Source organism: Pseudomonas sp. LBUM1655, from assembly GCF_059716085.1.
On the sequence record NZ_CP166801.1, the window covers coordinates 5,111,205 to 5,133,949 of the forward strand.

The 22,745-nt window shown below is 59.3% G+C and carries 21 protein-coding genes; 13 read left to right on the plus strand and 8 right to left on the minus strand.

Annotated features, from left to right (window positions below):
* Positions 1–35 precede the first annotated feature (35 nt).
* The 5 genes from norR (at position 36) to ACA074_RS22855 (ending at position 4,330) form a co-directional block, all read left to right on the plus strand.
* A complete protein-coding gene (gene norR / locus ACA074_RS22835) occupies positions 36–1,595 on the plus strand; it encodes a nitric oxide reductase transcriptional regulator NorR (RefSeq protein ID WP_497677858.1) in 1,560 nt (519 codons plus the stop codon).
* A gap of 113 nt (positions 1,596–1,708) precedes the next feature.
* Complete coding sequence (locus ACA074_RS22840; RefSeq protein ID WP_187677981.1) at positions 1,709–2,611, plus strand: chemotaxis protein CheV; 903 nt, start codon at positions 1,709–1,711, stop codon at positions 2,609–2,611.
* Between the two features lie 27 nt (positions 2,612–2,638).
* Entirely contained in the window at positions 2,639–3,097 is a 459-nt protein-coding gene (locus ACA074_RS22845; protein ID WP_497679345.1) for a GNAT family N-acetyltransferase, read from the plus strand.
* Positions 3,098–3,170: 73 nt separating this feature from the next.
* Positions 3,171–3,497 (plus strand): hypothetical protein, encoded by a 327-nt coding sequence (locus ACA074_RS22850; protein WP_489878757.1) that lies wholly within the window; start codon positions 3,171–3,173, stop codon positions 3,495–3,497.
* Positions 3,498–3,580: 83 nt separating this feature from the next.
* The gene (locus ACA074_RS22855) at positions 3,581–4,330 is read left to right on the plus strand and encodes a YkgJ family cysteine cluster protein (protein ID WP_497615322.1); all 750 of its coding nucleotides are present in this window, start codon (positions 3,581–3,583) and stop codon (positions 4,328–4,330) included.
* Between the two features lie 84 nt (positions 4,331–4,414).
* Here ACA074_RS22855 and ACA074_RS22860 read toward each other — a convergent pair whose 3' ends face one another.
* From ACA074_RS22860 to ACA074_RS22875, 4 genes are all read right to left on the minus strand, one after another.
* Entirely contained in the window at positions 4,415–5,560 is a 1,146-nt protein-coding gene (locus tag ACA074_RS22860) for a transporter substrate-binding domain-containing protein (RefSeq protein ID WP_497615323.1), read from the minus strand.
* 118 nt (positions 5,561–5,678) lie between these two features.
* Positions 5,679–5,918: a hypothetical protein gene (locus ACA074_RS22865; protein WP_187677985.1), complete on the minus strand. Its 240-nt coding sequence runs from the start codon at positions 5,916–5,918 to the stop codon at positions 5,679–5,681.
* Positions 5,919–6,029: 111 nt separating this feature from the next.
* Positions 6,030–6,335: a type 1 fimbrial protein gene (locus ACA074_RS22870; RefSeq protein ID WP_497677859.1), complete on the minus strand. Its 306-nt coding sequence runs from the start codon at positions 6,333–6,335 to the stop codon at positions 6,030–6,032.
* A 260-nt stretch (positions 6,336–6,595) separates the two neighbouring features.
* Positions 6,596–6,958 (minus strand): DUF6124 family protein, encoded by a 363-nt coding sequence (locus tag ACA074_RS22875; protein WP_497677860.1) that lies wholly within the window; start codon positions 6,956–6,958, stop codon positions 6,596–6,598.
* Positions 6,959–7,863: 905 nt separating this feature from the next.
* On the opposite strand from ACA074_RS22875, the gene ACA074_RS22880 reads away from it, so the two are divergent.
* From ACA074_RS22880 to ACA074_RS22915, 8 genes are all read left to right on the plus strand, one after another.
* Complete coding sequence (locus ACA074_RS22880; RefSeq protein ID WP_497677861.1) at positions 7,864–9,024, plus strand: efflux RND transporter periplasmic adaptor subunit; 1,161 nt, start codon at positions 7,864–7,866, stop codon at positions 9,022–9,024.
* Positions 9,021–12,122 carry a multidrug efflux RND transporter permease subunit gene (locus tag ACA074_RS22885; RefSeq protein WP_497677862.1) on the plus strand — a complete coding sequence of 1,034 codons (3,102 nt, stop codon included), beginning with the start codon at positions 9,021–9,023 and terminating at the stop codon, positions 12,120–12,122. Before ACA074_RS22880 ends, ACA074_RS22885 begins: the two co-directional genes overlap by 4 nt.
* 8 nt (positions 12,123–12,130) lie before the next feature.
* Entirely contained in the window at positions 12,131–12,808 is a 678-nt protein-coding gene (locus ACA074_RS22890) for a heavy metal response regulator transcription factor (RefSeq protein ID WP_007916978.1), read from the plus strand.
* On the plus strand, positions 12,798–14,162 hold the full coding sequence (locus ACA074_RS22895; protein ID WP_497677863.1) for a heavy metal sensor histidine kinase: 1,365 nt from the start codon (positions 12,798–12,800) through the stop codon (positions 14,160–14,162). Before ACA074_RS22890 ends, ACA074_RS22895 begins: the two co-directional genes overlap by 11 nt.
* Positions 14,163–14,312: 150 nt before the next feature.
* Complete coding sequence (locus tag ACA074_RS22900) at positions 14,313–14,735, plus strand: hypothetical protein (RefSeq protein WP_497677864.1); 423 nt, start codon at positions 14,313–14,315, stop codon at positions 14,733–14,735.
* Between the two features lie 144 nt (positions 14,736–14,879).
* Positions 14,880–15,101: a hypothetical protein gene (locus ACA074_RS22905; protein WP_187677991.1), complete on the plus strand. Its 222-nt coding sequence runs from the start codon at positions 14,880–14,882 to the stop codon at positions 15,099–15,101.
* A 193-nt stretch (positions 15,102–15,294) separates the two neighbouring features.
* Positions 15,295–16,611: an OprD family porin gene (locus ACA074_RS22910; protein WP_401271841.1), complete on the plus strand. Its 1,317-nt coding sequence runs from the start codon at positions 15,295–15,297 to the stop codon at positions 16,609–16,611.
* A 91-nt stretch (positions 16,612–16,702) separates the two neighbouring features.
* On the plus strand, positions 16,703–18,211 hold the full coding sequence (locus ACA074_RS22915; RefSeq protein ID WP_497677865.1) for a sensor domain-containing diguanylate cyclase: 1,509 nt from the start codon (positions 16,703–16,705) through the stop codon (positions 18,209–18,211).
* Positions 18,212–18,311: 100 nt separating this feature from the next.
* Here the strand turns inward: ACA074_RS22915 and lpxC are convergent, their stop codons facing one another.
* The 4 genes from lpxC to ACA074_RS22935 all read right to left on the minus strand — a co-directional run bounded on the left by lpxC (position 18,312) and on the right by ACA074_RS22935 (position 22,741).
* On the minus strand, positions 18,312–19,223 hold the full coding sequence (gene lpxC / locus ACA074_RS22920; protein WP_007916984.1) for a UDP-3-O-acyl-N-acetylglucosamine deacetylase: 912 nt from the start codon (positions 19,221–19,223) through the stop codon (positions 18,312–18,314).
* Positions 19,224–19,335: 112 nt separating this feature from the next.
* Complete coding sequence (gene ftsZ / locus ACA074_RS22925) at positions 19,336–20,532, minus strand: cell division protein FtsZ (protein WP_187677994.1); 1,197 nt, start codon at positions 20,530–20,532, stop codon at positions 19,336–19,338.
* Positions 20,533–20,599: 67 nt separating this feature from the next.
* Positions 20,600–21,859 (minus strand): cell division protein FtsA, encoded by a 1,260-nt coding sequence (ftsA, locus tag ACA074_RS22930; RefSeq protein ID WP_187677995.1) that lies wholly within the window; start codon positions 21,857–21,859, stop codon positions 20,600–20,602.
* 15 nt (positions 21,860–21,874) lie between these two features.
* Entirely contained in the window at positions 21,875–22,741 is an 867-nt protein-coding gene (locus ACA074_RS22935) for a cell division protein FtsQ/DivIB (RefSeq protein ID WP_187677996.1), read from the minus strand.
* Between the last annotated feature and the right edge of the window lie 4 nt (positions 22,742–22,745).

Consider the following 22,745-nt stretch of genomic DNA (forward strand, 5'->3'; position numbering starts at 1 on the left):
TCCCGACTACATCTTGTCTCTTTGACTACAAGACCATGACTGCCAAATCCCTTCTCACCGCTTTGCTTCCCCTCGTATCCGACCTCTCACGCGAACTGCCCGAGGGTGAACGCTACCGACGCCTGCTCGAAGCCATGCGCGCCCTGCTGCCGTGCGATGCCGCCGCGTTGTTGCGCCTCGACGGTGAATCGCTGGTGCCGCTGGCAGTCGATGGTTTGAGCACCGACACCCTGGGCCGGCGCTTCAAAGTCAGCGAGCATCCACGCTTTGAAGTGTTGTTGGCAGGCAGAGGCCCGACCCGGTTTGCCACCGACAGCGACTTGCCTGATCCCTACGACGGTCTGGTCGACGGCCTCGACGATCACCTCGAAGTTCACGACTGCCTCGGCTGCCCGTTGTTTGTCGATGAAAAACTCTGGGGCCTGATCACCCTCGATGCCCTCGACCCCGAGCGTTTCGAGCCGATCGAACTGGACGCTTTGCAAGCCTTCGCCAGCCTCGCCTCGGCCACGGTCAACGCCGCCGAGCGCATCGAACGGCTGGCAATCCGCGCTGAAGACGAGCACCAGCGCGCCGAGGTCTACCGTCAGGCCAGCGGCCAGCAGAGCCGCGAGATGATTGGCCAGAGCAAGGCGCACAAACATCTGGTGGAAGAAATCAATCTGGTCGGCGGCAGCGATCTGACCGTGTTGATCACGGGTGAAACGGGGGTTGGCAAAGAGCTGGTGGCTCAGGCGATCCATGCAGCCTCCAAGCGTGCCGACAAACCGATCATCAGCCTCAACTGCGCCGCACTGCCCGACACACTGGTGGAGAGCGAACTGTTCGGCCACGTGCGCGGCGCCTTCACCGGCGCCACCAGCGACCGCCGTGGCAAATTCGAACTGGCCAATGGCGGCACGCTGTTTCTCGATGAAGTCGGCGAGCTGTCGCTGACCGTACAGGCCAAGTTGCTACGGGTCCTGCAAAGCGGCCAGTTGCAGCGTTTGGGTTCGGACAAGGAACATCAGGTCGACGTACGCCTGATCGCCGCGACCAACCGCGATCTGGCCGAAGAAGTGCGCAGTGGCCGCTACCGGGCCGACTTTTATCATCGTCTGAGCGTGTACCCGTTGCGGGTGCCGGCTCTGCGTGATCGCGGGCGTGATGTGTTGCTGCTCAGCGGTTTTTTCCTCGAACAGAACCGCTCGCGCATGGGCCTTAATAGCCTGCGGCTGACCAGCGACGCTCAGGATGCCCTGCTCGCCTACACTTGGCCGGGCAACGTACGTGAACTGGAACACTTGATCGGGCGCAGTGCGTTGAAGGCTTTGGGCAACTGCAAGGTGCGGCCGAAAATCCTCAGCCTGAGTGCGGCGGACCTGGATTTGCCGCGCGAGGTTGTGGATAACTCGCCTGAGCCGATTGCCGGGGTTGTCGCGGCGATGCCGTTGATCAGCGGGGATTTGCGCAGCGCGACCGAGGAATATCAGCGGCGGTTGATCAGTGCGGCGCTGGAACGCAATCAGGATAACTGGGCGAGTGCGGCGCGGGAGTTGGGGCTTGATAGAGCCAACCTCGGACGGATGGCCAAGCGGTTGGGGATGAAAAGCTAAGCCCCCCACCCGACAACTGACCTAAAGCCCACCCCATTAACGCCGATAACCCGGCATCAATAGTTTCTGGCGATTTGCACCCTCGCCCACCACCTTTTCCACAGAAGGTTTATATGTCTTCCACCAAAGCCCGCGCAGACTCACTTTCGCTTCTGCTGTTTACCTTGCGCAGCGGCAAGCTGATGGCGATCAACCTGCTGAAAGTCAGTGAAATCATCCCCTGCCCGCCGCTGACCAAAATGCCGGAGTCGCACCCGCACGTTAAAGGCATTGCGACCCTGCGCGGCGCCTCGTTGTCGGTGATCGACCTCAGCCGCGCCATCGGCGAGCGGCCGTTGGAAGACCCGAACGGCGGCTGCCTGATCGTCACCGACGTCAGCCGTTCGAAGCAGGGGCTGCACGTGCAGGCGGTGAGCAAGATCGTCCATTGCCTGACCACCGACATCAAGCCACCGCCGTTCGGTTCCGGCGGCTCGCGGGCCTACATCACCGGCGTGACCTCAGTGGACGGCACACTGGTGCAAGTGCTGGACATCGAAAAAGTCATCCACAGCATCGCCCCGGCGCAGATCGAAATGGCCCCGACCGACCTGTCCATGGAAGACGCCGATGTACTCGGCAACGCGCGGATTCTGGTGGTCGACGACAGCCAGGTAGCGCTGCAGCAATCGGTGCACACCCTGCGCAACCTGGGCCTGCAATGCCACACCGCGCGTAGCGCCAAGGAAGCCATCGACTGCCTGCTCGACCTGCAAGGCACGGCGCAACAGATCAACCTGATCGTCTCCGACATCGAAATGTCCGAGATGGACGGCTACGCCTTCACCCGCACCCTGCGTGAAACCCCGGACTTCGCTCACCTTTACGTGCTGCTGCACACCTCGCTCGACAGCGCGATGAACAGCGAAAAAGCCCGACTGGCCGGGGCCAACGCGGTGCTGACCAAGTTCTCCTCGCCGGAACTGACCCAACGCCTGATCGAAGCGGCCAAGCACGTCGCCGCCAACGGCCACTGAGTGTTGGGCGAGACCTATTGCTTTTTGATGCGGCGCGATCTGCGAGCAGACGTGCCGGAAATGGTCTGGCCGGAGGGTGTTGAGATCAGCACTTACCGGCCGGAGTTGGCTTTGGCTGTGCATCACCTCATGCAACTCGGTCACCGGGAAGGTGGGGGGCGAGTGCCAGATCTCGACACCTGGCAACGGCGCTTTGAAAGCGATCCGGAATATGACCCGGCGCTGTGTTTCATTGCTGTTGATGCCGATGGCGTAGTCGGTGTGGTGCAGTGCTGGACCAGTTCATATATCAAGAATCTGGTGGTGCATCCGCGCGCTCAAGGCCGAGGTTTGGGTCGGGCGCTGCTGTTGAATGCATTCAAAACTTTTCAGCAGCGGCGCGAAGGATTTGTTGATTTGAAGGTGCTGGAAGATAACGTTCGGGCGCAGCGGTTGTATGAAAGTGCCGGGATGTATTTGGTTCGCCGGGAACGTGTTCCCGCCTGATAAACCGCCATCGCCAGCAACTTCCAGCCCTCAGGCATACTCCAACCTTGGTCATTACAAGGATGCCCCAACCATGAAAGCCATTACCGCAAGCCTGCTCTGCCTCACCGCCCTCGCTTCCCAAGCCCACGCATCAAGCCCCGACGCATGGGCCGCCTACGACAAAACCGTGCTCGCCAGTTGCACCAAAGCCAGCGGCCTGAAAAACGCCAAACCCGTCGGCACCCCCGCACAATTCGACGACCGCGTCGGCTACACCGCCGTGTTGCTGCAAGGCCAATACCCGCAAAAACACATGAAAGGCCAGCAAGGCACCGAACTGTGCCTGTTCAACAAAAAGTCGAAAACCGCGTTCGTCACCGAGTGGGACTCGATCCGACCAACCGCCAAAGCCCAGTGAATGGCGCATAACTTGCTTCGATCCGGGTCTGCACGGCGATTTTCTGCCGCCGATTCACACCCTGATTGAAGATTGATCGCTCAATGACTACGACGTTTTCCTGCGTAGGTTGCGGCAAATGCTGCACTGACCATCATGTGCCCCTGACCCTGGCCGAAGCCCGCATGTGGGCGGCGGACGGCGGCCAGGTCATCGTGCTGGCAGAGGCTTTTCTCGGCAACGGTCTGGGCTTGCCGGCGCAGCAACGTGAACACGCCGAGCGGCGTTCGGCGCTGGTACGCAGCGGCGCATCGGACGTGCACGTGGCGATCACCTTTGCCGCGTACAACGTCGGCCCTTGTCGGAATCTTGACGAAGACAAGCTATGTCGCATCTACGAGCGTCGGCCTTTGGTGTGTCGAATTTATCCGGCGGAAATCAATCCGCATATCCCGCTCAACCCTGCAGCCAAGGATTGCCCGCCAGAGTCGTGGGAACAGGGGCCGGCGCTGATCGTCGGTGGCGAATTGGTTGATCAGGAACTGATTGAACTGATTCAGCGCTCAAGGCAGGCGGATCGCGATGACATTCGGCTCAAGGATGCGATTTGTGCCGCATTGGGGATTCGTACCACCGCGCTCAAGGGCGACGGGTTCACGGCGTATCTGCCGAATATGGACGCTTTTGCAGCGGTGATTGATCAGGTGAGTGCGCAGCCACTGAGCGAAGCATCGAGTGAATGGCTGTTTCATTTGTCCGGTGATGATGTCGCCGGGCAAGTGCTCGCGGCCGGGGCGCAGGTGGTGACGGAGCCGGCGCAGACGTATGCGTTTATTTCTCTGCGGGTGGCTTGATCCAGATGCTGCGAATCACCGGTATTTAGCCATCAACCGTCAGTGTCCAGAGACGAGACGGTCGATGGAGAAAGCTTCGATGACTCAGCGTCGAGCCACCGCCAGGCACTCAAGCTCCACTTTTGCGCCCGGCACCACCAGTTGTTTGCCAGCGAATGTAGTGCGCGCCGGTAAGCGGTCAGCCGGGAAATAACTGCGATACACCTCGTTCATGCCGGCAAAATCCTTGACGTCAGTCAGAATCACCGTGCATTTGGCGACGTGATACAGCGATGAACCGCTGCTGTGCAAAGCGCTACGCAGGTTCTCCATCACTTGAGTCATCTGCGGGCGAATGCCCCCTTTAGTCAGCTCGCCTTTGTCATTGAGCCCCAGCACGCCGGATAAGTAGATCGTGTCTCCAATCCTGACCGAATCAGAGAACGGAAACCCTTCGGCATTGGGCTGATAACGAAGTGACTCTTCAACGACGGGCGGAAGGTACCCTTCGGTAATCACTTGATACACACCATTGAGCTTCAGACGTCCAAGGGCGGCGTTCAGGTCATCGCGCAGTTTACTGTCGGTTTTGCGCACAGCCATGGCCACGCCGGTGCCCAGCATCGGATCTTTCAGCGGTGGACCAGCGAATTCAAATGCCGCACCTCGGGAATGCCGCAGCAGCGCCTCAGTGATTTCGATGGAGTCTTGCAGAGTGGCATCTATCTCGCCGGTCAGCAGGCTGGCGATCAGCTGGTCGTTGAACTGAAAACTGCGCACCGTCACGCCAGACGGCGCCCATCGTTCCCTGGCGAACGCTTCACGGCTGGTGCCGGCCAGCACGCCGATACGTTTACCTTCGAGGGACCGGACATCCGGTTGCAGGTTGGAACCCTTGCGCGCGACCAATTGGCTGCTCAGCGGGTAGAGATTGTCAGTGAAGTCAATTCGCTCACGACGCGCCACCGTGGCGGTCATCGGCATGATCACATCGAAGCGATTGTCCTCAAGTGCCGCGATGTTGGTCGCGTAATCCTGATCGACCCAGACGCAGCGCTTTTGCAACTCCGCGCACAACGCATTGCCCAGTTCGATGTTCAGCCCGACCAGCTCACCTTTATCGTTTCGGCTTTCAAATGGAGGAACAAGGGGCTCAACGCCGAAACGAATCGTCGGTTCAACCGCTGAGGACACGCAACCGCTGGTCAGGGCTAACACCGACAAGATGGAAATGATTTTTGCCAGAGACATTGAGATGACCTTCATCAAAGCATTCACGAGGGCATGAATCTTCGACGAGAGGTCATCGGAATTCCCAGAAGACGGATCGCTTATCCGTGTGGGAATAGTCTCTTTCTGAGAGAGAAACTCAGCGCTTGCCCATCGAACGACGGGTACCCGGCGGGGCCATGCCCGGGGTCTTGGTGTGACCGTTCTTGGCGCCGTTCTTGTACCACGGCTGGTTCGAGTCTTTGGCAGCGGCCAATTCGCCCGGTTTGAACGGGAACTTGAACGCCGGGATCTCGGCTTTGGATTCGCTGGCGTCGGCCAGTTCAGCCGGGACATCGCTCACGGCGTCGTCAACCGGCGGTTGGATCGGGGAAGTCATGAAAGCTCCGCAAAACAAAAAGTCGCGCCCGGTAATTGAGCCGCGAAGGCGCGCAGTATACCTGCGCGCCACGGGTCAGCACCTGAAGATTTGCAGCGTACGCCGAACGGTTTACAGGTACGTGATGGTGACGATGCCTTTATCGGGCGAGGTCTTCAGCGGCTCAAAGGTCATGGTCATTGGCAGCGCTTCATGGCTGCACGCGTTGCGGTACGTGTCGACGTCGAGCTTCAGACCGGGCTTGAGTTCGATCTGGCGAGACTCGCTGGAGCTCAACGTGCCGACTCGCCCTACTTCACAGGCGGAATCGACGATCTGCCCGGTAAAACGGATCTCACCAGAGGTGGTTTGAGGGGCAGCGGAGACCGTGAACGGAAGCAGGACAAATACACAGAACATGACGGTTACTAGCTTCATTGCAGGACACTCCCGTAGAGACCCACGCGGTGAACGACTGGGCTATACAACGTGTATCCGCTGGTGGGGGCGGATCTTTAGGAGCGTAGTTGGCGCAGCAAAGAAGGATCCCGATTCGGGAATGACCGGTGGTGAGTTTGCGGGGTGGTTCACAGGTTGAAACTGTCACAGCTGTTCGTCATCGCCAGCAGGCTGCTCCCTCAATTGGAATGCGTATTCCCGTGGGAGCCAGCCTGCTGGCGAAGAACGATAACGCGGACTCAGGTCTGCGGATCAACCCGATCCAGCGCCCGATTCACTGCCAGTTCGGCCAGCATGATGATCTGCTGAATGCCGAGCACCGTGTTGCGCTGCAAACCGCTTAGCTCATTGGCGAAATTACTGGTCGCCGCACTGGCGGACGCCAACGACTCACAGGCGTGGGCGAGCAGACTTTCGGTGTCGATGTTGGGACAGACCATGAACATGGTGCTGGGTCTTCGTGGTTTCGAGGGTTCGGGACAAAGGTAGAAATCGAGGGCGCGTTTTATGGCCTCGTGGTTTTTGATGCGGTCTTCGGCGCGGATGGCGTCGGCGAGGGGGGTGGATGTTTCGTTTGGTGGATCCGGTACTAGTTTGTCCAAAATACAACTCCTGCTGATGCTTGAGCGGAAGCCATCGTTCGCCGGATCTCACGCGGCGAATGGGTGGCAGCTATGTGCAGGGTGAGATCCACCGAAGCAGGCAACCGGCCAGACCGAAGTCTGCCCGCACACAGCCGCCATAACGCAGGCAGCAGATTGAGTTGGCGCCAATTATCGTTGTGTTGGCGTCAGTTGCAAGCTATCCGGGGATCTCACTCCCGATCGCTGAGTTGTCAGCGACAGCCAAAGACTAGAGAGCGCACGTCCGACGGACAACCTGAAAACCTTGTGGGAAGGTTCTGGTGATTTCATACACCTCTAAACACAGCAAAGTAATCGGGTGACTGTGTGGGCCTCATCGCTGGCAAGCCAGCTCCCACAGAAAGCAAAAGCCAGATAAAAAGATCGCAGCCTGCGGCAGCTCCTACAGAGGAGACAGGTACAACCCGCATGCGGCGAATGCCGCCCCACTCAACAATGAGCGTTAGCTCGAGTAAAGCTCTTGATCTTGATCTCAGAGCCCGTCGGCAGGCTGAGCGGAGGGATTGATCCGGGTGTGGGAGCGCAGCGACCGTTCGACGAAGTCGAACACATCGAAAGGAGGTGCAGCGAAGCAAACCGGAAGCGATGCGCCCGGATCAATTCCGGAGCGAAGGAACCCGAGCCACAGCGAGGGCCGAACGTCAGGGCAAAGCCTTTTTGGTTACTTTTTCGGCGTCTGGAAAAAGTGACCCGCCGTAAGGGCGGAACCATAATCAGCAACACCCGCAGCAACGGATATTCACCCAACCCCAAAACCCCCACCAAACTGACAGCGCCGTCAGTTTCCGGTCACCCTCCTGACCCCCAAACAAGTTTATAAATACCCAACCTGCCCAAACTCCATACCCTTGGCGCCCCAAAGCATGCGAATCCAAAAACACAAAGCCCTGCTAGCCACCCTACTGATCGCCTTGGTAGCCGCAGGCCTGTGGTACGCCCTGAAACCGGCCCCGACCAAACTCGCCACCCCAACCGCCATCCCGGTACGAGTCATAACCGTCAGCGAAAAAGACGTCCCCCGCTACACCAGCGGCATCGGCTCAGTCCTTTCATTACACAGCGTGGTCGTACGCCCGCAGATCGACGGCACCCTCACCAAAATCCTCGTCAAAGAAGGCCAACTGGTCAAAACCGGCGACCTGCTCGCCACCATCGACGACCGCTCAATCCGCGCCAGCCTCGACCAGACCCGCGCGCAACTGGGCGAAAGCCAGGCCCAACTGCAAGTCGCCCTGGTCAACCTCAAACGCTACAAACTGCTCAGCGTCGACGACGGCGTCTCCAAACAGACCTACGACCAGCAACAAGCCCTGGTCAACCAGCTCAAAGCCACCGCCCAGGGCAACCAGGCCTCGATCGACGCCGCGCAGGTACAACTTTCCTACACGCAGATTCGCTCCCCGGTCACCGGCCGCGTCGGGATTCGCACAGTCGACGAAGGCAACTTCCTGCGCATGACCGACACCCAGGGACTGTTCACCGTGACCCAGATCGACCCGATCGCCGTGGAATTTGCCCTGCCCCAGCAAATGCTCCCCACCCTGCAAGGCCTGATCAACGATCCGCAGCACGCGCAGGTCAAGGCCTACATCGGTGCCGACACCGATGGCGAAACCGGCAATCTGCTCGGCGAAGGTCATCTGACCCTGATCGACAACCAGATCAACGCCAACACCGGCACCATCCGCGCCAAGGCCGAATTCGACAACGCCAGCCAGAAACTCTGGCCGGGCCTGCTGGTGACGGTAAAAATTCAGACGGCTCTGGAGAAAGATGCGCTGGTCGTCCCGCCCACCGTCGTACAACGCGGCCTCGATCAACACTTCGTCTATCGCGTGAACGGCGACAAGGTCGAAGCCGTACAGGTGCAGATGGTTTATCAGGGCAGCGGTCAGGACATTATCAAAGGCGTGAAGGCCGGTGACGTGCTGGTCACTGACGGCCAGTCGCGGCTCAAATCCGGTTCGACTGTGCAAGTGATGAGTGAGCCGCCGCAGGTGGTGCAAGCAGGGCCTAAACCATGAAGGAACACAAAGGGATTTCGACGTGGTGCATTGATCACCCGGTGGCGACGATTCTGCTGACCATCGCTTTGGTGCTGGTCGGCATTATTGCCTTCCCGCGCTTGCCGATTGCCCCACTGCCGGAAGCGGAATTTCCTACGATTCAGGTGTCCGCGAAATTGCCCGGTGCCAGTCCCGACACCATGGCCTCGTCCGTGGCCACGCCACTGGAGGTGCAATTCAGCGCCATCCCTGGCATGACCCAGATGACCTCAAGTAGTGCCCTGGGCTCAACCCTGCTGACCCTGCAATTCAGCCTCGACAAGAGCATCGACACGGCCGCCCAGGAAGTACAAGCGGCGATCAACACCGCCGCCGGCAAGCTACCCAAGGACATGCCGACGCTGCCGACCTGGAGGAAGGTCAACCCGGCGGACAGCCCGGTGCTGATCCTCAGTGTCAGCTCGACACAGATGCCCGGCACCGAACTCAGTGATCTGGTGGAAACCCTGCTGGCCCGTCAGATCAGTCAGATCGACGGCGTAGGCCAAATCAACATCACCGGTCAGCAACGTCCGGCGATCCGTGTGCAGGCCTCGGCGGATAAACTCGCGGCCATTGGCCTGACCCTCGCCGACATCCGTCTGGCGATCCAACAGACCAGCCTCAATCTGGCAAAAGGAGCGCTTTACGGCGAGTCGAGTATTTCCACGCTGTCGACCAACGATCAGTTGTTCCAGCCCGAGGAATACCGCCAACTCATTGTTTCCTACAAGGATGGCGCCCCGGTTCACCTAAGAGATGTCGCCAACGTCATCAACGGTTCGGAAGATGATTATGTGCAAGCATGGGCGGGTGATCGACCGGGGGTAAACCTGGTCATTTCGCGCCAACCGGGCGCCAACATCGTCGAGACAGTGGATCGAATTCAAGCCGCCCTGCCCGGCCTCGAAGCCATGCTGCCAGCCTCTGTGCAGGTCGACGTTCTGATCGACCGCACCCAGACCATCCGCGCCTCGCTGCATGAGGTCGAGATCACGCTGCTGATCGCGATCCTGCTGGTGGTGGCGGTGATGGCGCTGTTCCTGCGTCAGCTATCGGCGACGTTGATTGTCTCTGCAGTGCTCGGTGTGTCGCTGATCGCCAGTTTCGCGTTGATGTACATCCTCGGCTTCAGCCTCAACAACCTGACGCTGGTGGCGATCGTGGTGGCCGTGGGGTTTGTGGTCGACGATGCGATTGTGGTGGTGGAGAACATCCATCGGCATCTGGAGGCCGGCGACGACATGCGCGAGGCCGCGATAAAAGGCGCCGGCGAGATCGGCTTCACTGTGGTCTCGATCAGTTTCTCGCTGGTGGCGGCGTTTATTCCGTTGCTGTTTATGGGTGGCGTGGTCGGGCGGTTGTTCAAGGAATTCGCCCTGACGGCAACCTCGACCATCATGATTTCCGTGGTGGTTTCGCTGACGCTGGCACCCACGCTGGCGGCGTTGTTCATGCGCAAACCGGTGCACCACGCCAGCGATAAACCGGGGTTCAGCGAACGCTTGCTCGGCTGGTACGAAAAAGGCCTGCGCCGCGCCCTCGCCCATCAGAAATTGATGATCGGCGTGTTTGGCTTGTCCCTCGCTTTGGCCGTCGCCGGTTACATCTTTATCCCCAAGGGGTTCTTCCCGATACAGGACACCGGTTTTGTCCTCGGCACCACCGAAGCCGCTGCGGATATTTCCTACGGCGACATGGTGAAAAAACACTTGGCCATGGCCGAAATCGTCGCCGCCGATCCGGCCGTGCAGGCGTTTTCCCACTCGGTGGGTGTGTCCGGGAGTAACCAGACCATTGCCAACGGTCGCTTCTGGATCGCCCTGAAAAAACGCGGTGACCGCGACGTCAGCGCCAGCCAGTTCATTGACCGAATTCGCCCACAACTGATGAAAGTCCCTGGCATCGTGCTTTATCTGCGCGCCGGCCAGGACATCAACCTCAGCTCCGGCCCGAGTCGTGCGCAGTATCAATACGTGCTCAAGAGCAACGACGGCGCGACCCTCGCCACCTGGACCCAGCGCCTGACGGAAAAACTGCGCAGCATCCCGGCGTTTCGCGATATTTCCAACGATCTGCAATTGGGCGGCAGCATCACTCACATCAGCATCGACCGCAGCGCCGCTGCGCGTTTTGGCCTGACTGCGAGTGACGTCGATGAGGCGCTGTACGACGCCTTCGGCCAACGGCAAGTCAATGAATTCCAGACTCAGGTCAACCAGTACAACGTGATTCTGGAGCTGGACACCAAGCAGCGCGGCAAGGCCGAAAGCCTCAACTATTTCTACCTGCGCTCGCCGCTGAGCGGGGAAATGGTGCCGCTGTCGGCGCTGGCCAGGTTCGACGCGCCGACCATCGGCCCGTTGTCGATTGCCCATGACGGCATGTTCCCGGCCGCCAACCTGTCGTTCAACCTCGCCCCCGGCGTGGCGTTGGGCGATGCGGTGATTCTCCTCAACCAAGCCAAGGCCGAGATCGGCATGCCGACCGCGATCAGCGGCAATTTCCAGGGTGCGGCGCAGGCATTCCAAAGTTCGCTGGCCAGTCAGCCTTGGCTGATTCTGGCGGCGTTGGTGGCGGTGTACATCATTCTCGGTGTGCTCTACGAGAGCTTCGTGCATCCGCTGACGATCATTTCGACGCTGCCGGCGGCGGGCCTGGGAGCGGTGATCATGTTGTGGATCTGCGGCCAGGACTTTTCGATCATGGCGCTGATTGGCCTGGTGTTGCTGATCGGCATCGTCAAGAAGAACGGCATCCTGATGATCGACTTCGCCCTCGAAGCCCAACGCAACCGTGGGCTGACGCCGCAGGAAGCGATTTTCGAGGCGTGCATCACGCGGTTCCGGCCGATCATCATGACCACCCTCGCCGCCCTGCTCGGCGCGCTGCCGCTGATGCTCGGCTACGGCACCGGCGCCGAACTGCGCCAGCCGTTGGGGATCGCCGTGGTGGGCGGTTTGTTGGTGAGCCAGATGCTGACGCTGTTTACCACGCCGGTCATATACTTGTGGCTTGAGCGGCTATTTCATCGGCCCAAACCCATGCCTTTACCGGCACTGGCGACCACAGACTGAGGCGGGTCATGCGCGTTCTGATTATCGAAGACGAGGAAAAAACCGCGGATTATCTGCACCGCGGTCTGACGGAACAGGGTTACACAGTGGATCTGGCCCGCGACGGCGTCGAGGGCCTGCACCTGGCGCTGGAAAGCGACTACGCGGTGATCGTCCTCGACGTCATGCTGCCGGGCCTCGACGGCTTTGGCGTGTTGCGCGCATTGCGTGCGCGCAAGCAGACCCCGGTGATCATGCTCACCGCCCGCGAACGCGTTGAAGACCGCATCAAGGGCCTGCGCGATGGCGCCGACGATTACCTCGGCAAACCGTTTTCCTTCCTTGAACTGGTCGCGCGCCTGCAAGCGCTGACACGACGCAGCGGCGGCCATGAACCGGTGCAAGTGAGCATCGCCGACCTGTGGATAGATTTGATCAGCCGCAAGGCTACCCGTGCCGGCACGCGGCTGGATCTGACGGCCAAAGAGTTTTCCTTGCTTAGCGTTCTGGCCCGGCGTCAGGGCGAGATCCTGTCGAAAACCGCGATTGCCGAGATGGTCTGGGACATCAATTTCGACAGCGACGCCAACGTGGTCGAAGTCGCGATCAAACGCCTGCGGGCCAAGCTCGACGGGCCGTTCGACGAGAAACTGCTGCACACCATCCGTGGCATGGGTTATGTGCTGGAGAGCCGCGGTGTCCAGTAATTCTATTGCCCTGCGCCTGAGCGGGATGTTCACGCTGGTGGCACTGGTGGTGTTTCTGTTGATCGGCGGCGCGCTGTATCAGCAGGTCGACAAGGGTTTGGGCCTGTTGCCGGAAGCCGAACTGGACGCGCGTTACAGCGTGCTGGAGTCGGCCCTCAACCGTTTTGGTACGCCCGAGCATTGGGTGAAGATCAACGCCAAGCTCAAGCTGCTGAGCGAAGAAGACAAACGCATTCGTTTCTGGGTGGTGAGCGGCAATCCGGGTTATGAGTTCGGCGAGCCGAATGCCGAGATCCGCGCCTTCGCCAAGGGCCCGACGGGCATGCATGACTTGAAGTTACCCGGCCAGCCTTACCCGTTGAAAGTGCTGCTGACCGAGCTGCCGGCCAAGGATCAGCGCCCGCCCCTGCGCTTTATGATCGGCATCAATACCGAGACCTTTCATGAGACCCAGCACAACCTGCTGATCGCCTTGATCGGCCTGGCCATTGCCGGTGTGCTGATGGCCTCGGCACTGGGCTATTGGGTGGCGCGGATCGGCCTCAAACCGCTGATCAAACTGTCCCATGAAGCGCAACGCCTGGCACCGCCGCTGCGGGCCGGGCGCTTGCGTCTTTCGCCATTGCCACCAGAACTTGAGCAGTTTGTCGACTCGTTCAACTCGACGCTGGAACGGGTTGAACAGGCTTACTCGCGGCTGGAATCGTTCAACGCCGATGTGGCCCATGAGCTGCGCTCGCCGCTGACCAATCTGATTGGCCAGACGCAGGTAGCACTGACGCGCGGACGTTCGGCCGAGCACTACTTCGAAGTGCTGCAATCCAATCTCGAAGAGTTGGAGCGGCTGCGTTCGATCATCAACGACATGCTGTTTCTGGCCAGTGCCGATCAGGGCAACAAGGCCACCAAACTGACTTCGACGTCGTTGGCCGATGAGGTGGCAACGACTCTTGAATACCTGGATTTCATCCTCGAAGACGCGCAGGTTCAGGTGCAGGTCAGCGGCGATGCACAGGTGCAGATCGAGGTCGCGCATTTGCGACGGGCGTTGATCAATCTGCTGAGTAACGCAGTGCAGCACACTGAAGCGGGTCAGGTGATCGAGGTGCGGATCGAGGTGGAAGCGCATCAGGTCAGCATTGGTGTAGCCAACCCCGGTTCGCCGATTGCCAGCGAGCATTTGCCACGGTTGTTCGAGCGCTTTTATCGGGTCGATGCTTCGCGCAGCAACAGTGGGAACAACCATGGGCTGGGGCTGGCGATCGTGAAAGCGATTGCGCTGATGCATGGTGGGGATGTGTTTGTGAGGAGTGATCGGGGAATGAATACGTTCGGAATTCATTTGCCGGTTTGATCACAAGTAAGCCGCAACCATTGATCCGATTTACTCAAAAAATCTGTTGTACCTGTTATTTCTGACAGTAGACAGCGTTTGGACTCAGGGTTCATATGAGGTTTCTTGCCCAGCAGGAAAATCCTCAATACTGAACAGGAGTTCATCCCAATGTCCGAATCAGAAACGCGTGTGTCCAAAGGCATCCTGACAGCAACGAAAGCCTATGAAGGCGCCTTCAGCACCACCGACGTTACCTACCGAGAAGGATCCAGAGAGGCGGTTACCCTTGACGGATCGACACCCGCTCCAGGCGCAGGCTCTCGGGGAGTCCAGATCGATTTCTACAATGGCGTCGAACTGGGCAAACCTCTACCGATTGGTGGCAGCTTCCCGAAGATCATTGAGCTTGCGTATTTTCATCAGACAGCGGGTGAAAGAACTCGATACGGCGCAACGAGCGGCTCTCTCACATTCACGTCTTTTGATTACGCCACGCGCATCGCAGTAGGATCCTTTCAGTTTTCTGCGGCCGTTGGAGGGCCGAATGAGGAGAACTTCGAAGGAACCTTCGACATCCGCCTGACCGATTGAAAGACCATTACGTCAGTCCATTGCTCTCTCGACTGTTGCCGCCAAGGCAACAGTCCTTATCTTGATTTCCTCTTTTTCCCGCCTGTGATGCGCCTTATCTTTGCCCGCACCAAACAGCACTTGCCAAGCAAGAAGGTTTTCAGAATGTCCAACAGTATGGGTATTGCCAGCGCTTTCGTTTTGTCCTCATTGATCCTGTCGCCCATGGCGATGGCTGAAGAATCCCAAGCGTTCGTCGCGCAAAACAGCGCACGTGCCCAGGCGTACGATCAGCATCAGGCAGAAATGATGGCCAAGGCCAAAGACGCGACGCAGGCGCCTCAAGCTGCTGCCGCCCAGGCTCAAGCGTCCGAGAAAGACAGCTGAGTCGCGCACTGCACCGTTTCCCTCGACGCAGTTGTTTGGCTCTTCCCGTTCAACCGTCGTCATTCCAGGCCGCTGCCTTTCAGCGGCCTTTTTTCGTTGTGGTCTGAAAGCTGTTTGGTGCGTCTTTTACAACAAGAAACATCTAGCGCCTCAAGACATTGAGGTGCCGTTGACCCAAGGAGCTTTACCGCACGTGCGTTACCCAGTCCGTTACACGCCGCTGTTCATTGCAATTGCCGCAACGATTGCCCCCGCCGTTCACGCCGACGAACCCGCGCCAGAAGGCTTTGTCGAAGGCTCGAGCCTCAACCTCAACGCCCGCAACTACTACATGAATCGCAACCGCCTGCAGAAGGCGGACGACAACATCGAGTGGGGCCAGGGCTTTCTCGGCATCTTCCAGTCGGGTTACACCGAAGGCACGGTCGGTTTCGGCATGGATGCCCACGCCATGCTCGGGCTGAAACTGGATGGCGGTGGCGGCACGGACGGCTCCAGCATCCTGCCGATCAGCGATGGCAACGGTAAAGCGCCGGGGTCGTTCTCGACAGCGGGCGGCACCTTGAAAATGCGTGCGTTCGACACTGAACTGAAGGCCGGAGATCTATTCCTTACCAACCCGGTGATTGCCGGCGGTGACAGCCGCATGCTGCCGCAGACGTTTCGTGGCGTCAGCCTGACCAACCACAGCTTCGATGGCTGGTTGATTGAAGGCGGCCAGGCCAGTTTCACCAAGCCTTATAACCAGAGCGGCCACACGCGCATCGGTACTTCGTATGGCACCCTGGCCGATGGTGACGATAGCCGTCACCTGAACTGGGCCGGCGTGTCCTGGAGCGGCGTTGAAGGCCTGACCAGCAGCCTCTATGCCTCGGAGCTGAAGGACATCTGGAACCAGTACTACTACGATCTGGATTACACCTGGCAAGTGAATGATCTGGTCAGCCTCAACCCTGGCCTGCACTTTTATCACACCCAAGACACCGGCGATGCGCTGCTCGGCGACATCGACAACAACACCTACAGCCTGCATTTCACCGTCGGCATCGGCAGCCACAGCGTCACTGCCGCGTATCAGCGGGTCAACGGCAATACGCCGTTCGACTACATCAGCCAGGGCGACAGCGTTTACCTCGACAACTCCCAGCAGTACTCGGACTTCAACGGCCCCAACGAGCGTTCGTGGAAGCTCAAGTACGCCTACGACTTTGCCGGTGTCGGCGTGCCGGGGCTGACGTCGGCGGTGTCCTACTCGCGCGGTACGGTTGACCTGACCAAAGTGGACCCGGACAGCCAGGGCTACTCCAACTGGTACAGCGCCGATGGACGCAACGCCAAGCACTGGGAACGCGACATCGACCTCAAGTACGTGGTGCAAAGTGGCCAGGCCAAAGATCTGGCAGTGCGCCTGCAATGGGCCACTAACCGTGGAGGTAACGGGTACGGCGCGATTGATTCAGACACAGATGAATACCGCGTAATCATCGACTACCCGATCAACGTCTTCTAAGATCGGCGCTACAGTAAAAAGGCCAGCCTGAAGGCTGGCCTTTTTGTGTCTGCAACTACGCTTATATGACTTCCCAACCGATAACCCCATCATGATCGCGAGCCGTACCCCACACGCTTCGGGCAAAACCGGACGCCCCGAACTGCTGCTGATTTGTGGCAGCTTGCTGACCGTGATCGCGATTATCTGCATCGTCACTTTTCTATTGATTCGTGAGCACGCCAACGCTCAGGAGTCGGCCACCCGCAGTGCCAAGACCATCGCTCAGTTGATCGATGCCGACGTGCTGCGCACCGTCGAGTTGTACGACATGACGCTGCAAGGCCTGATCGCCGCCTCGCAGCGTGATGACTTGCGCGACGTCACGCCGCAGATCCGCCATCTGGCGTTGTTCGACCGTTCAACCACCGCCCGCTACAAGGGCGACATTCTGTTGCTCGACAAGCATGGCGATGTGGTTGCCGATTCTTCGCGCGTCGAACCCAAACCCGGCAACTTCGCCGACCGCGATTACTTCCTTGCCCATGCGTTCAACCGCGACACTGGCATGTTTATCAGCCGCCCGTTCAAGACCCGTTGCGACTGCGATGAAGCCAATCAATGGCGCATCAGCTTCAGCCGACGCATTTCCTCTGAAACCGGGGAATTCGTCGGCGTGGCCGTGGCTTCGTTGAAGCTCGATTACTTCGACCAGTTGTTCAACAGCCTCGACATTGGCCACAACAGCACGCTGAACATCATCGACAACGACGGTGTATTGCTGGCGCAGAAGCCGTACCTGCAAAGCGACTCCATCGGCAAAAGCTTCGGCAATCGGCCCAATGTGGTGCGGATCCTGCGCGACCCAACCGGCAATGGCAGTTTCAACAGCGTTTCGAGCATCGATTTCCAACAGCGGCTCTATACCTATTCGCGAGTCGGCAATTTGCCGTTGACGGTGATCGTCGCACTGTCCGGCGATGAAGTGTTCGGCACTTGGCGGCGCACGGCGTTACTGATCAGCGGCGCCACCGGCATACTGTGCCTCGGTCTGCTGTGGCTGACGTGGCTGCTGGCCCGGGAACTGCGCTTGCGCCACAGGGCCGAGCGCGAGCTGGCGCAACTGGCGGCCACCGATGCGCTGACCGGGGTAGCCAACCGGCGGATGCTCGATCAGGCGCTGCGCCACGAGTGGTTCCGCGCCCAACGTTCGGGCAAGCCGCTGTCGGTGATGATGATCGATGCCGACCACTTCAAGGCTTTCAATGACCTCCATGGGCATCAGGCTGGCGATCAGGCGTTGCGCGAGCTGGCCAAGGTAATCACAGCGAGTGTGCGACGACCGGCGGATCTGGTGGCGCGCTATGGCGGCGAAGAGTTTTCGGTGATTCTGGCCGAGACCGACAGCGCGGGCGCGCAGCAGATTGCCGAGCATATTCGTCAGGCGGTGGAGCAATTGCCGTGGCGCAACGGAGCGCAGGTGCCGATGACGGTGAGTATCGGTATTTGTGTCTGGACAGCGGCCAGTGAGATGACGCTGGAGCAGTTGTTGTTTGCGGCGGACAAGGCGTTGTATCAGGCCAAGGAAGGTGGCCGCAATCGGGTGGTAGTTGCTTCCTGAAGGTTCTGCGGCGAAGGCGCCAAGTCAGCAATACAAAAACAACAGGCATAAAAAAAGGCCATCCGAGGATGGCCTTCAAAAAACTAGAGAGGTTTTTTACTTACACGGCCGCAACAGGGCGCATGTAAGAGATTGGTGCGGTGCTGGCGTCTTCGAACGTCACCACTTCCCAAGCGTCTGTCTGCTCAATCAACTTGCGCAGCAGCTGGTTGTTCAGTGCATGACCGGACTTGAAGCCTTTGAACTCACCAATCAGGCTATTGCCCAGCAGGTACAGATCGCCAATGGCATCGAGGATCTTGTGCTTCACGAATTCGTCTTCATAGCGAAGGCCGTCTTCGTTCAGTACACCATCGGCATCGACCACGATTGCGTTTTCAACGCTGCCGCCGAGTGCGAGGTTGTGCTTGCGCAGGTACTCGATGTCACTCATGAAACCGAAAGTACGGGCGCGGCTGACTTCTTTTACGAACGAAGTGCTGGAAAAATCCACGCTTGCACTTTGGGTGCGGTCCCGGAATACCGGGTGATCGAAATCGATCTCGAAGCTCACCTTGAACCCTTCGAAAGGGACGAAAGTGGCGCGCTTGTCGCCGTCTTCCACTGTCACTTCACGCAGGATGCGGATGAATTTCTTGGCGGCGTCCTGTTCTTCCAGGCCAGCCGATTGAATCAGGAATACGAAGGGTCCAGCGCTGCCATCCATGATCGGGACTTCGGACGCGGAGAGCTCGACGTAGGCGTTATCGATGCCCAGGCCAGCCATGGCCGAGAGCAAGTGCTCTACCGTGTCCACTTTGACGTCGCCGTTGATCAGCGTCGTCGACATAGTGGTTTCACCGACGTTTTCCGCGCGGGCAGGAATCTGCACCACAGGGTCGAGGTCAGCGCGACAAAACACAATGCCAGTGTCGACAGGCGCAGGCTTGAGGGTCAGATAGACCTTCTCACCGGAGTGCAGGCCTACACCTGTGGCACGGATAATATTTTTCAGTGTGCGTTGTTTAATCATGGCTTGGGCCGCTTCAGCGCAAATTGCGAACTGGTATCAACAAAGGCTGGCGATAATAGCAGACCGAGCCTTTGCTGAACACCAATCACCTTCATAGCCCTGATACATTCCATCAATCGGCCTGACGACGCAGGAATGCCGGGATGTCCAGGTAGTCCAGATCATCTTGCGGATTCATCTTCGCGGCAGCCGCAGCACCGGCCTGAGCCTGGTTGCGCATGACGGTCGGACGGTCCAGATCACGGTAGTTCACCGCCGGCGCTTCCTGACGGGACGGAGCCGGTTGTTGCACCTGAGAGGCAGCCATCGAAGTGTGAACGGTGTTGTCGATAACCTTCACAGGCTTCTCGATTTTCGCGCCCAGACCGGTGGCAACCACAGTCACGTGCAGTTCGTCGCGCATGTCCGGATCGATAACGGTACCGACCTTGACCATGGCGTGCTCGGAAGCGAAGGCTTCGATGATGCTACCCACGTCGGAGTACTCACCCAGGGACAGGTCAGGACCGGCGGTGATGTTCACCAGGATGCCGCGTGCGCCTTGCAGGTTCACGTCTTCCAGCAGCGGGTTACGAATGGCAGCTTCGGTGGCTTCACGTGCACGGTTCGGACCGCTGGCGCAGCCAGTGCCCATCATCGCCATGCCCATTTCGCTCATCACGGTACGTACGTCGGCGAAGTCGACGTTGATCATGCCCGGACGCTTGATGATGTCGGAGATACCGCGAACGGCACCGGCCAGTACATCGTCAGCCTTGGCGAAAGCCGACAAGAGGCTGGCGTCTTTACCGAGGATGGTCAGCAGCTTCTCGTTAGGAATGGTGATCAACGAGTCGACGCTTTCGGACAGCATGCGGATGCCTTCGTCGGCGATCTGCATACGCTTGCGGCCTTCGAACGGGAACGGACGGGTCACGACCGCAACGGTCAGGATGCCCATTTCCTTGGCCACTTCGGCGATGATCGGTGCAGCACCGGTACCGGTACCGCCGCCCATGCCAGTGGTGATGAACACCATGTTGGTGCCCTGCAGGACTTCGGCAATGCGCTCACGGTCTTCGAGAGCGGCCTGACGACCTACTTCAGGGTTGGCGCCAGCGCCGAGACCTTTGGTCACGCCGGTGCCCAGTTGCAGGATGGTACGCGCGCCGATGTTTTTCAGCGCTTGAGCATCAGTGTTGGCGCAGATGAATTCGACGCCTTCGATGTTGCTCTTGACCATGTGATTGACAGCGTTGCCGCCGCCACCGCCAACACCGATAACTTTGATTACCGGGCTTGCGGGGATGTTGTCTACGAGTTCGAACATTTTCCCTCTCCTTACATTCTCTAGTTTTTTCGCCTACTGCGTTTTGTTGCGGTGTTGCGGTAAAGCTTTAGAAGTTGCCTTGAACCCACTTCTTCAATCGGTCCAGCAGCGGGGCCTGTGGCTCGTCGCTGCTGTAGCTGTCGCGGCTGCCGATGCCGGAGAACGAAACTCCGTCGGACTGCTTTTGCAGGCCGTACATCAACAAGCCAACGCCAGTGGAATAAATCGGGTTGCGCACCACGTCATCCAGGCCTTTCACGCCGTGCGGAACACCGAGGCGTACCGGCATGTGGAAGATTTCTTCGGCGAGTTCTGTGGCGCCTTCCATCTTCGACGTACCGCCGGTCAGGACGATGCCGGCCGGGATCAGGTCTTCGTAACCGCTGCGACGCAGTTCGGCCTGGATCAGGGTGAACAGTTCGTCATAACGCGGCTCGACCACTTCGGCCAGGGCCTGACGCGACAGTTCGCGCGGTGGACGATCGCCAACGCTCGGCACCTTGATGGTTTCGCCGGCACCGGCCAGTTTGGCCAGGGCGCAGGCGTAACGGATCTTGATCTCTTCGGCGTACTGGGTCGGAGTGCGCAACGCCATGGCGATGTCGTTGGTCACTTGATCACCGGCAATCGGGATCACCGCGGTGTGACGGATCGCGCCTTCGGTGAAGATCGCGATGTCGGTGGTGCCGCCGCCGATGTCGACCAGGCACACGCCCAGTTCTTTCTCGTCGTCGGTCAGGACCGAGTAGGCCGAGGCCAGTTGCTCAAGAATGATGTCGTCGATTTCCAGGCCACAGCGACGCACGCATTTTTCAATGTTCTGTGCAGCGTTGACGGCACAGGTGACGACGTGAACCTTGGCTTCCAGACGTACGCCGGACATGCCCAGAGGTTCGCGAACGCCTTCCTGGTTATCGATCACGTAATCCTGCGGCAGGGTGTGCAGCACGCGCTGGTCAGCCGGGATCGCCACTGCCTGGGCAGCGTCGAGAACACGCTCAAGGTCAGCCGAGCTGACTTCGCGATCACGAATCGCGACGATACCGTGGGAGTTCAGGCTGCGGATGTGATTGCCCGCCACGCCGACGAACGCCGAGTGAATGCGGCAGCCCGCCATCAGTTGGGCTTCTTCGATCGCGCGCTGGATCGATTGCACGGTGGACTCGATATTCACCACCACGCCTTTTTTCAGGCCGCGGGACGGATGTGTACCGATACCGACGATTTCCAGCGTGCCGTCGTCCGAGACCTCGCCTACCAGCGCCACCACCTTGGAGGTGCCGATATCCAGACCGACGATCATTTTGCCGCTTTGCACGTTTGCCATGGGTCCTGCCTCTTCTTAATTCTTTGCGACAGCGGGTTGGGCTGTCGTCGGCGCTACTGGTTCCCGCCAGCCAACAGCGAGGCCGTTGGCGTAGCGCAGATCGATGCGCGCAATGTTCGTAATCTGTTCTTTGAGCGTCTTGTCATAGATGGCGATGAAGCGGCGCATCTTTTCCACCAGGTTGCCGCGTCCCAGCAGCAACTCGATGCCGGGGCCGGAACTGCCGGCACCGGTGGTCAGGAACCAGCTCCCGCGTTCACGCAATTCCAGGCGTGCAATCGAGAAGCCCAACGGGCGCAGCATCTGGCTCAGCACCTGGTACTGCTGCATCACTTGCTGCTGGGCCCGTTGGGGGCCGAACAGCTGTGGCAGGTGTTCGTAGTTCGCCAGTTCCCTGGGCGTAAACGCCTGGCCCTGGTTGTTCAGCAAAGACTCGTCACCCCAACGCGCCACCGGCAGTTGCTCTTCGAGGCGAATCACCACTTGATCCGGCCAGACCCGACGCACTTCGGCGTGGGCGATCCAGGGCATTTGCTCAAGTTCCTTGCGCATGCTCGCCAGATCGATGGTGAAGAAGCTCGCCGCCACAAAAGGCGCGATTCGCTGCTGCACCGCTTGCTGACTGATGTAGCTCAGGTCGCCCTGCACGGCGATCTTGGTGATCGGCCGGTCGGCGTAAGGCAGCAAACGCTGCGCGCCTTCGTAAGTACCGAACCCGAGCGCGACCAGCAGCACCGGCCAGAACAGGCTTTTCAGAAAACCGAAGTTGGCTTTCGGCAGGCGCGCGGACATCGGCTCTTTGGCCACCATTCGGCTGGCACCCCGCGGCACCGGCTTGCGGCCGGGTGCGGGTGGCTGATGTCTGAGCTGAGCGCCTTGCATCGTC

What these genes read in the sequence shown, in the direction of transcription:
- ACA074_RS22890 (WP_007916978.1), top strand. Translation starts at nt 12,131, where the DNA reads ATGCGCGTTCTGATTATCGAAGACGAGGAAAAAACCGCGGATTATCTG.
- ACA074_RS22855 (WP_497615322.1), top strand. Translation starts at nt 3,581, where the DNA reads ATGACTACGACGTTTTCCTGCGTAGGTTGCGGCAAATGCTGCACTGAC.
- ACA074_RS22885 (WP_497677862.1), top strand. Translation starts at nt 9,021, where the DNA reads ATGAAGGAACACAAAGGGATTTCGACGTGGTGCATTGATCACCCGGTG.
- ACA074_RS22880 (WP_497677861.1), top strand. Translation starts at nt 7,864, where the DNA reads ATGCGAATCCAAAAACACAAAGCCCTGCTAGCCACCCTACTGATCGCC.
- ACA074_RS22850 (WP_489878757.1), top strand. Translation starts at nt 3,171, where the DNA reads ATGAAAGCCATTACCGCAAGCCTGCTCTGCCTCACCGCCCTCGCTTCC.
- norR (WP_497677858.1), top strand. Translation starts at nt 36, where the DNA reads ATGACTGCCAAATCCCTTCTCACCGCTTTGCTTCCCCTCGTATCCGAC.
- ACA074_RS22845 (WP_497679345.1), top strand. Translation starts at nt 2,639, where the DNA reads ATGCGGCGCGATCTGCGAGCAGACGTGCCGGAAATGGTCTGGCCGGAG.
- ACA074_RS22840 (WP_187677981.1), top strand. Translation starts at nt 1,709, where the DNA reads ATGTCTTCCACCAAAGCCCGCGCAGACTCACTTTCGCTTCTGCTGTTT.
- ACA074_RS22905 (WP_187677991.1), top strand. Translation starts at nt 14,880, where the DNA reads ATGTCCAACAGTATGGGTATTGCCAGCGCTTTCGTTTTGTCCTCATTG.
- ftsZ (WP_187677994.1), bottom strand. Translation starts at nt 20,532, where the DNA reads ATGTTCGAACTCGTAGACAACATCCCCGCAAGCCCGGTAATCAAAGTT.
- ACA074_RS22870 (WP_497677859.1), bottom strand. Translation starts at nt 6,335, where the DNA reads ATGAAGCTAGTAACCGTCATGTTCTGTGTATTTGTCCTGCTTCCGTTC.
- ACA074_RS22915 (WP_497677865.1), top strand. Translation starts at nt 16,703, where the DNA reads ATGATCGCGAGCCGTACCCCACACGCTTCGGGCAAAACCGGACGCCCC.
- ACA074_RS22865 (WP_187677985.1), bottom strand. Translation starts at nt 5,918, where the DNA reads ATGACTTCCCCGATCCAACCGCCGGTTGACGACGCCGTGAGCGATGTC.
- ACA074_RS22935 (WP_187677996.1), bottom strand. Translation starts at nt 22,741, where the DNA reads ATGCAAGGCGCTCAGCTCAGACATCAGCCACCCGCACCCGGCCGCAAG.
- ACA074_RS22900 (WP_497677864.1), top strand. Translation starts at nt 14,313, where the DNA reads ATGTCCGAATCAGAAACGCGTGTGTCCAAAGGCATCCTGACAGCAACG.
- lpxC (WP_007916984.1), bottom strand. Translation starts at nt 19,223, where the DNA reads ATGATTAAACAACGCACACTGAAAAATATTATCCGTGCCACAGGTGTA.
- ACA074_RS22860 (WP_497615323.1), bottom strand. Translation starts at nt 5,560, where the DNA reads ATGTCTCTGGCAAAAATCATTTCCATCTTGTCGGTGTTAGCCCTGACC.
- ftsA (WP_187677995.1), bottom strand. Translation starts at nt 21,859, where the DNA reads ATGGCAAACGTGCAAAGCGGCAAAATGATCGTCGGTCTGGATATCGGC.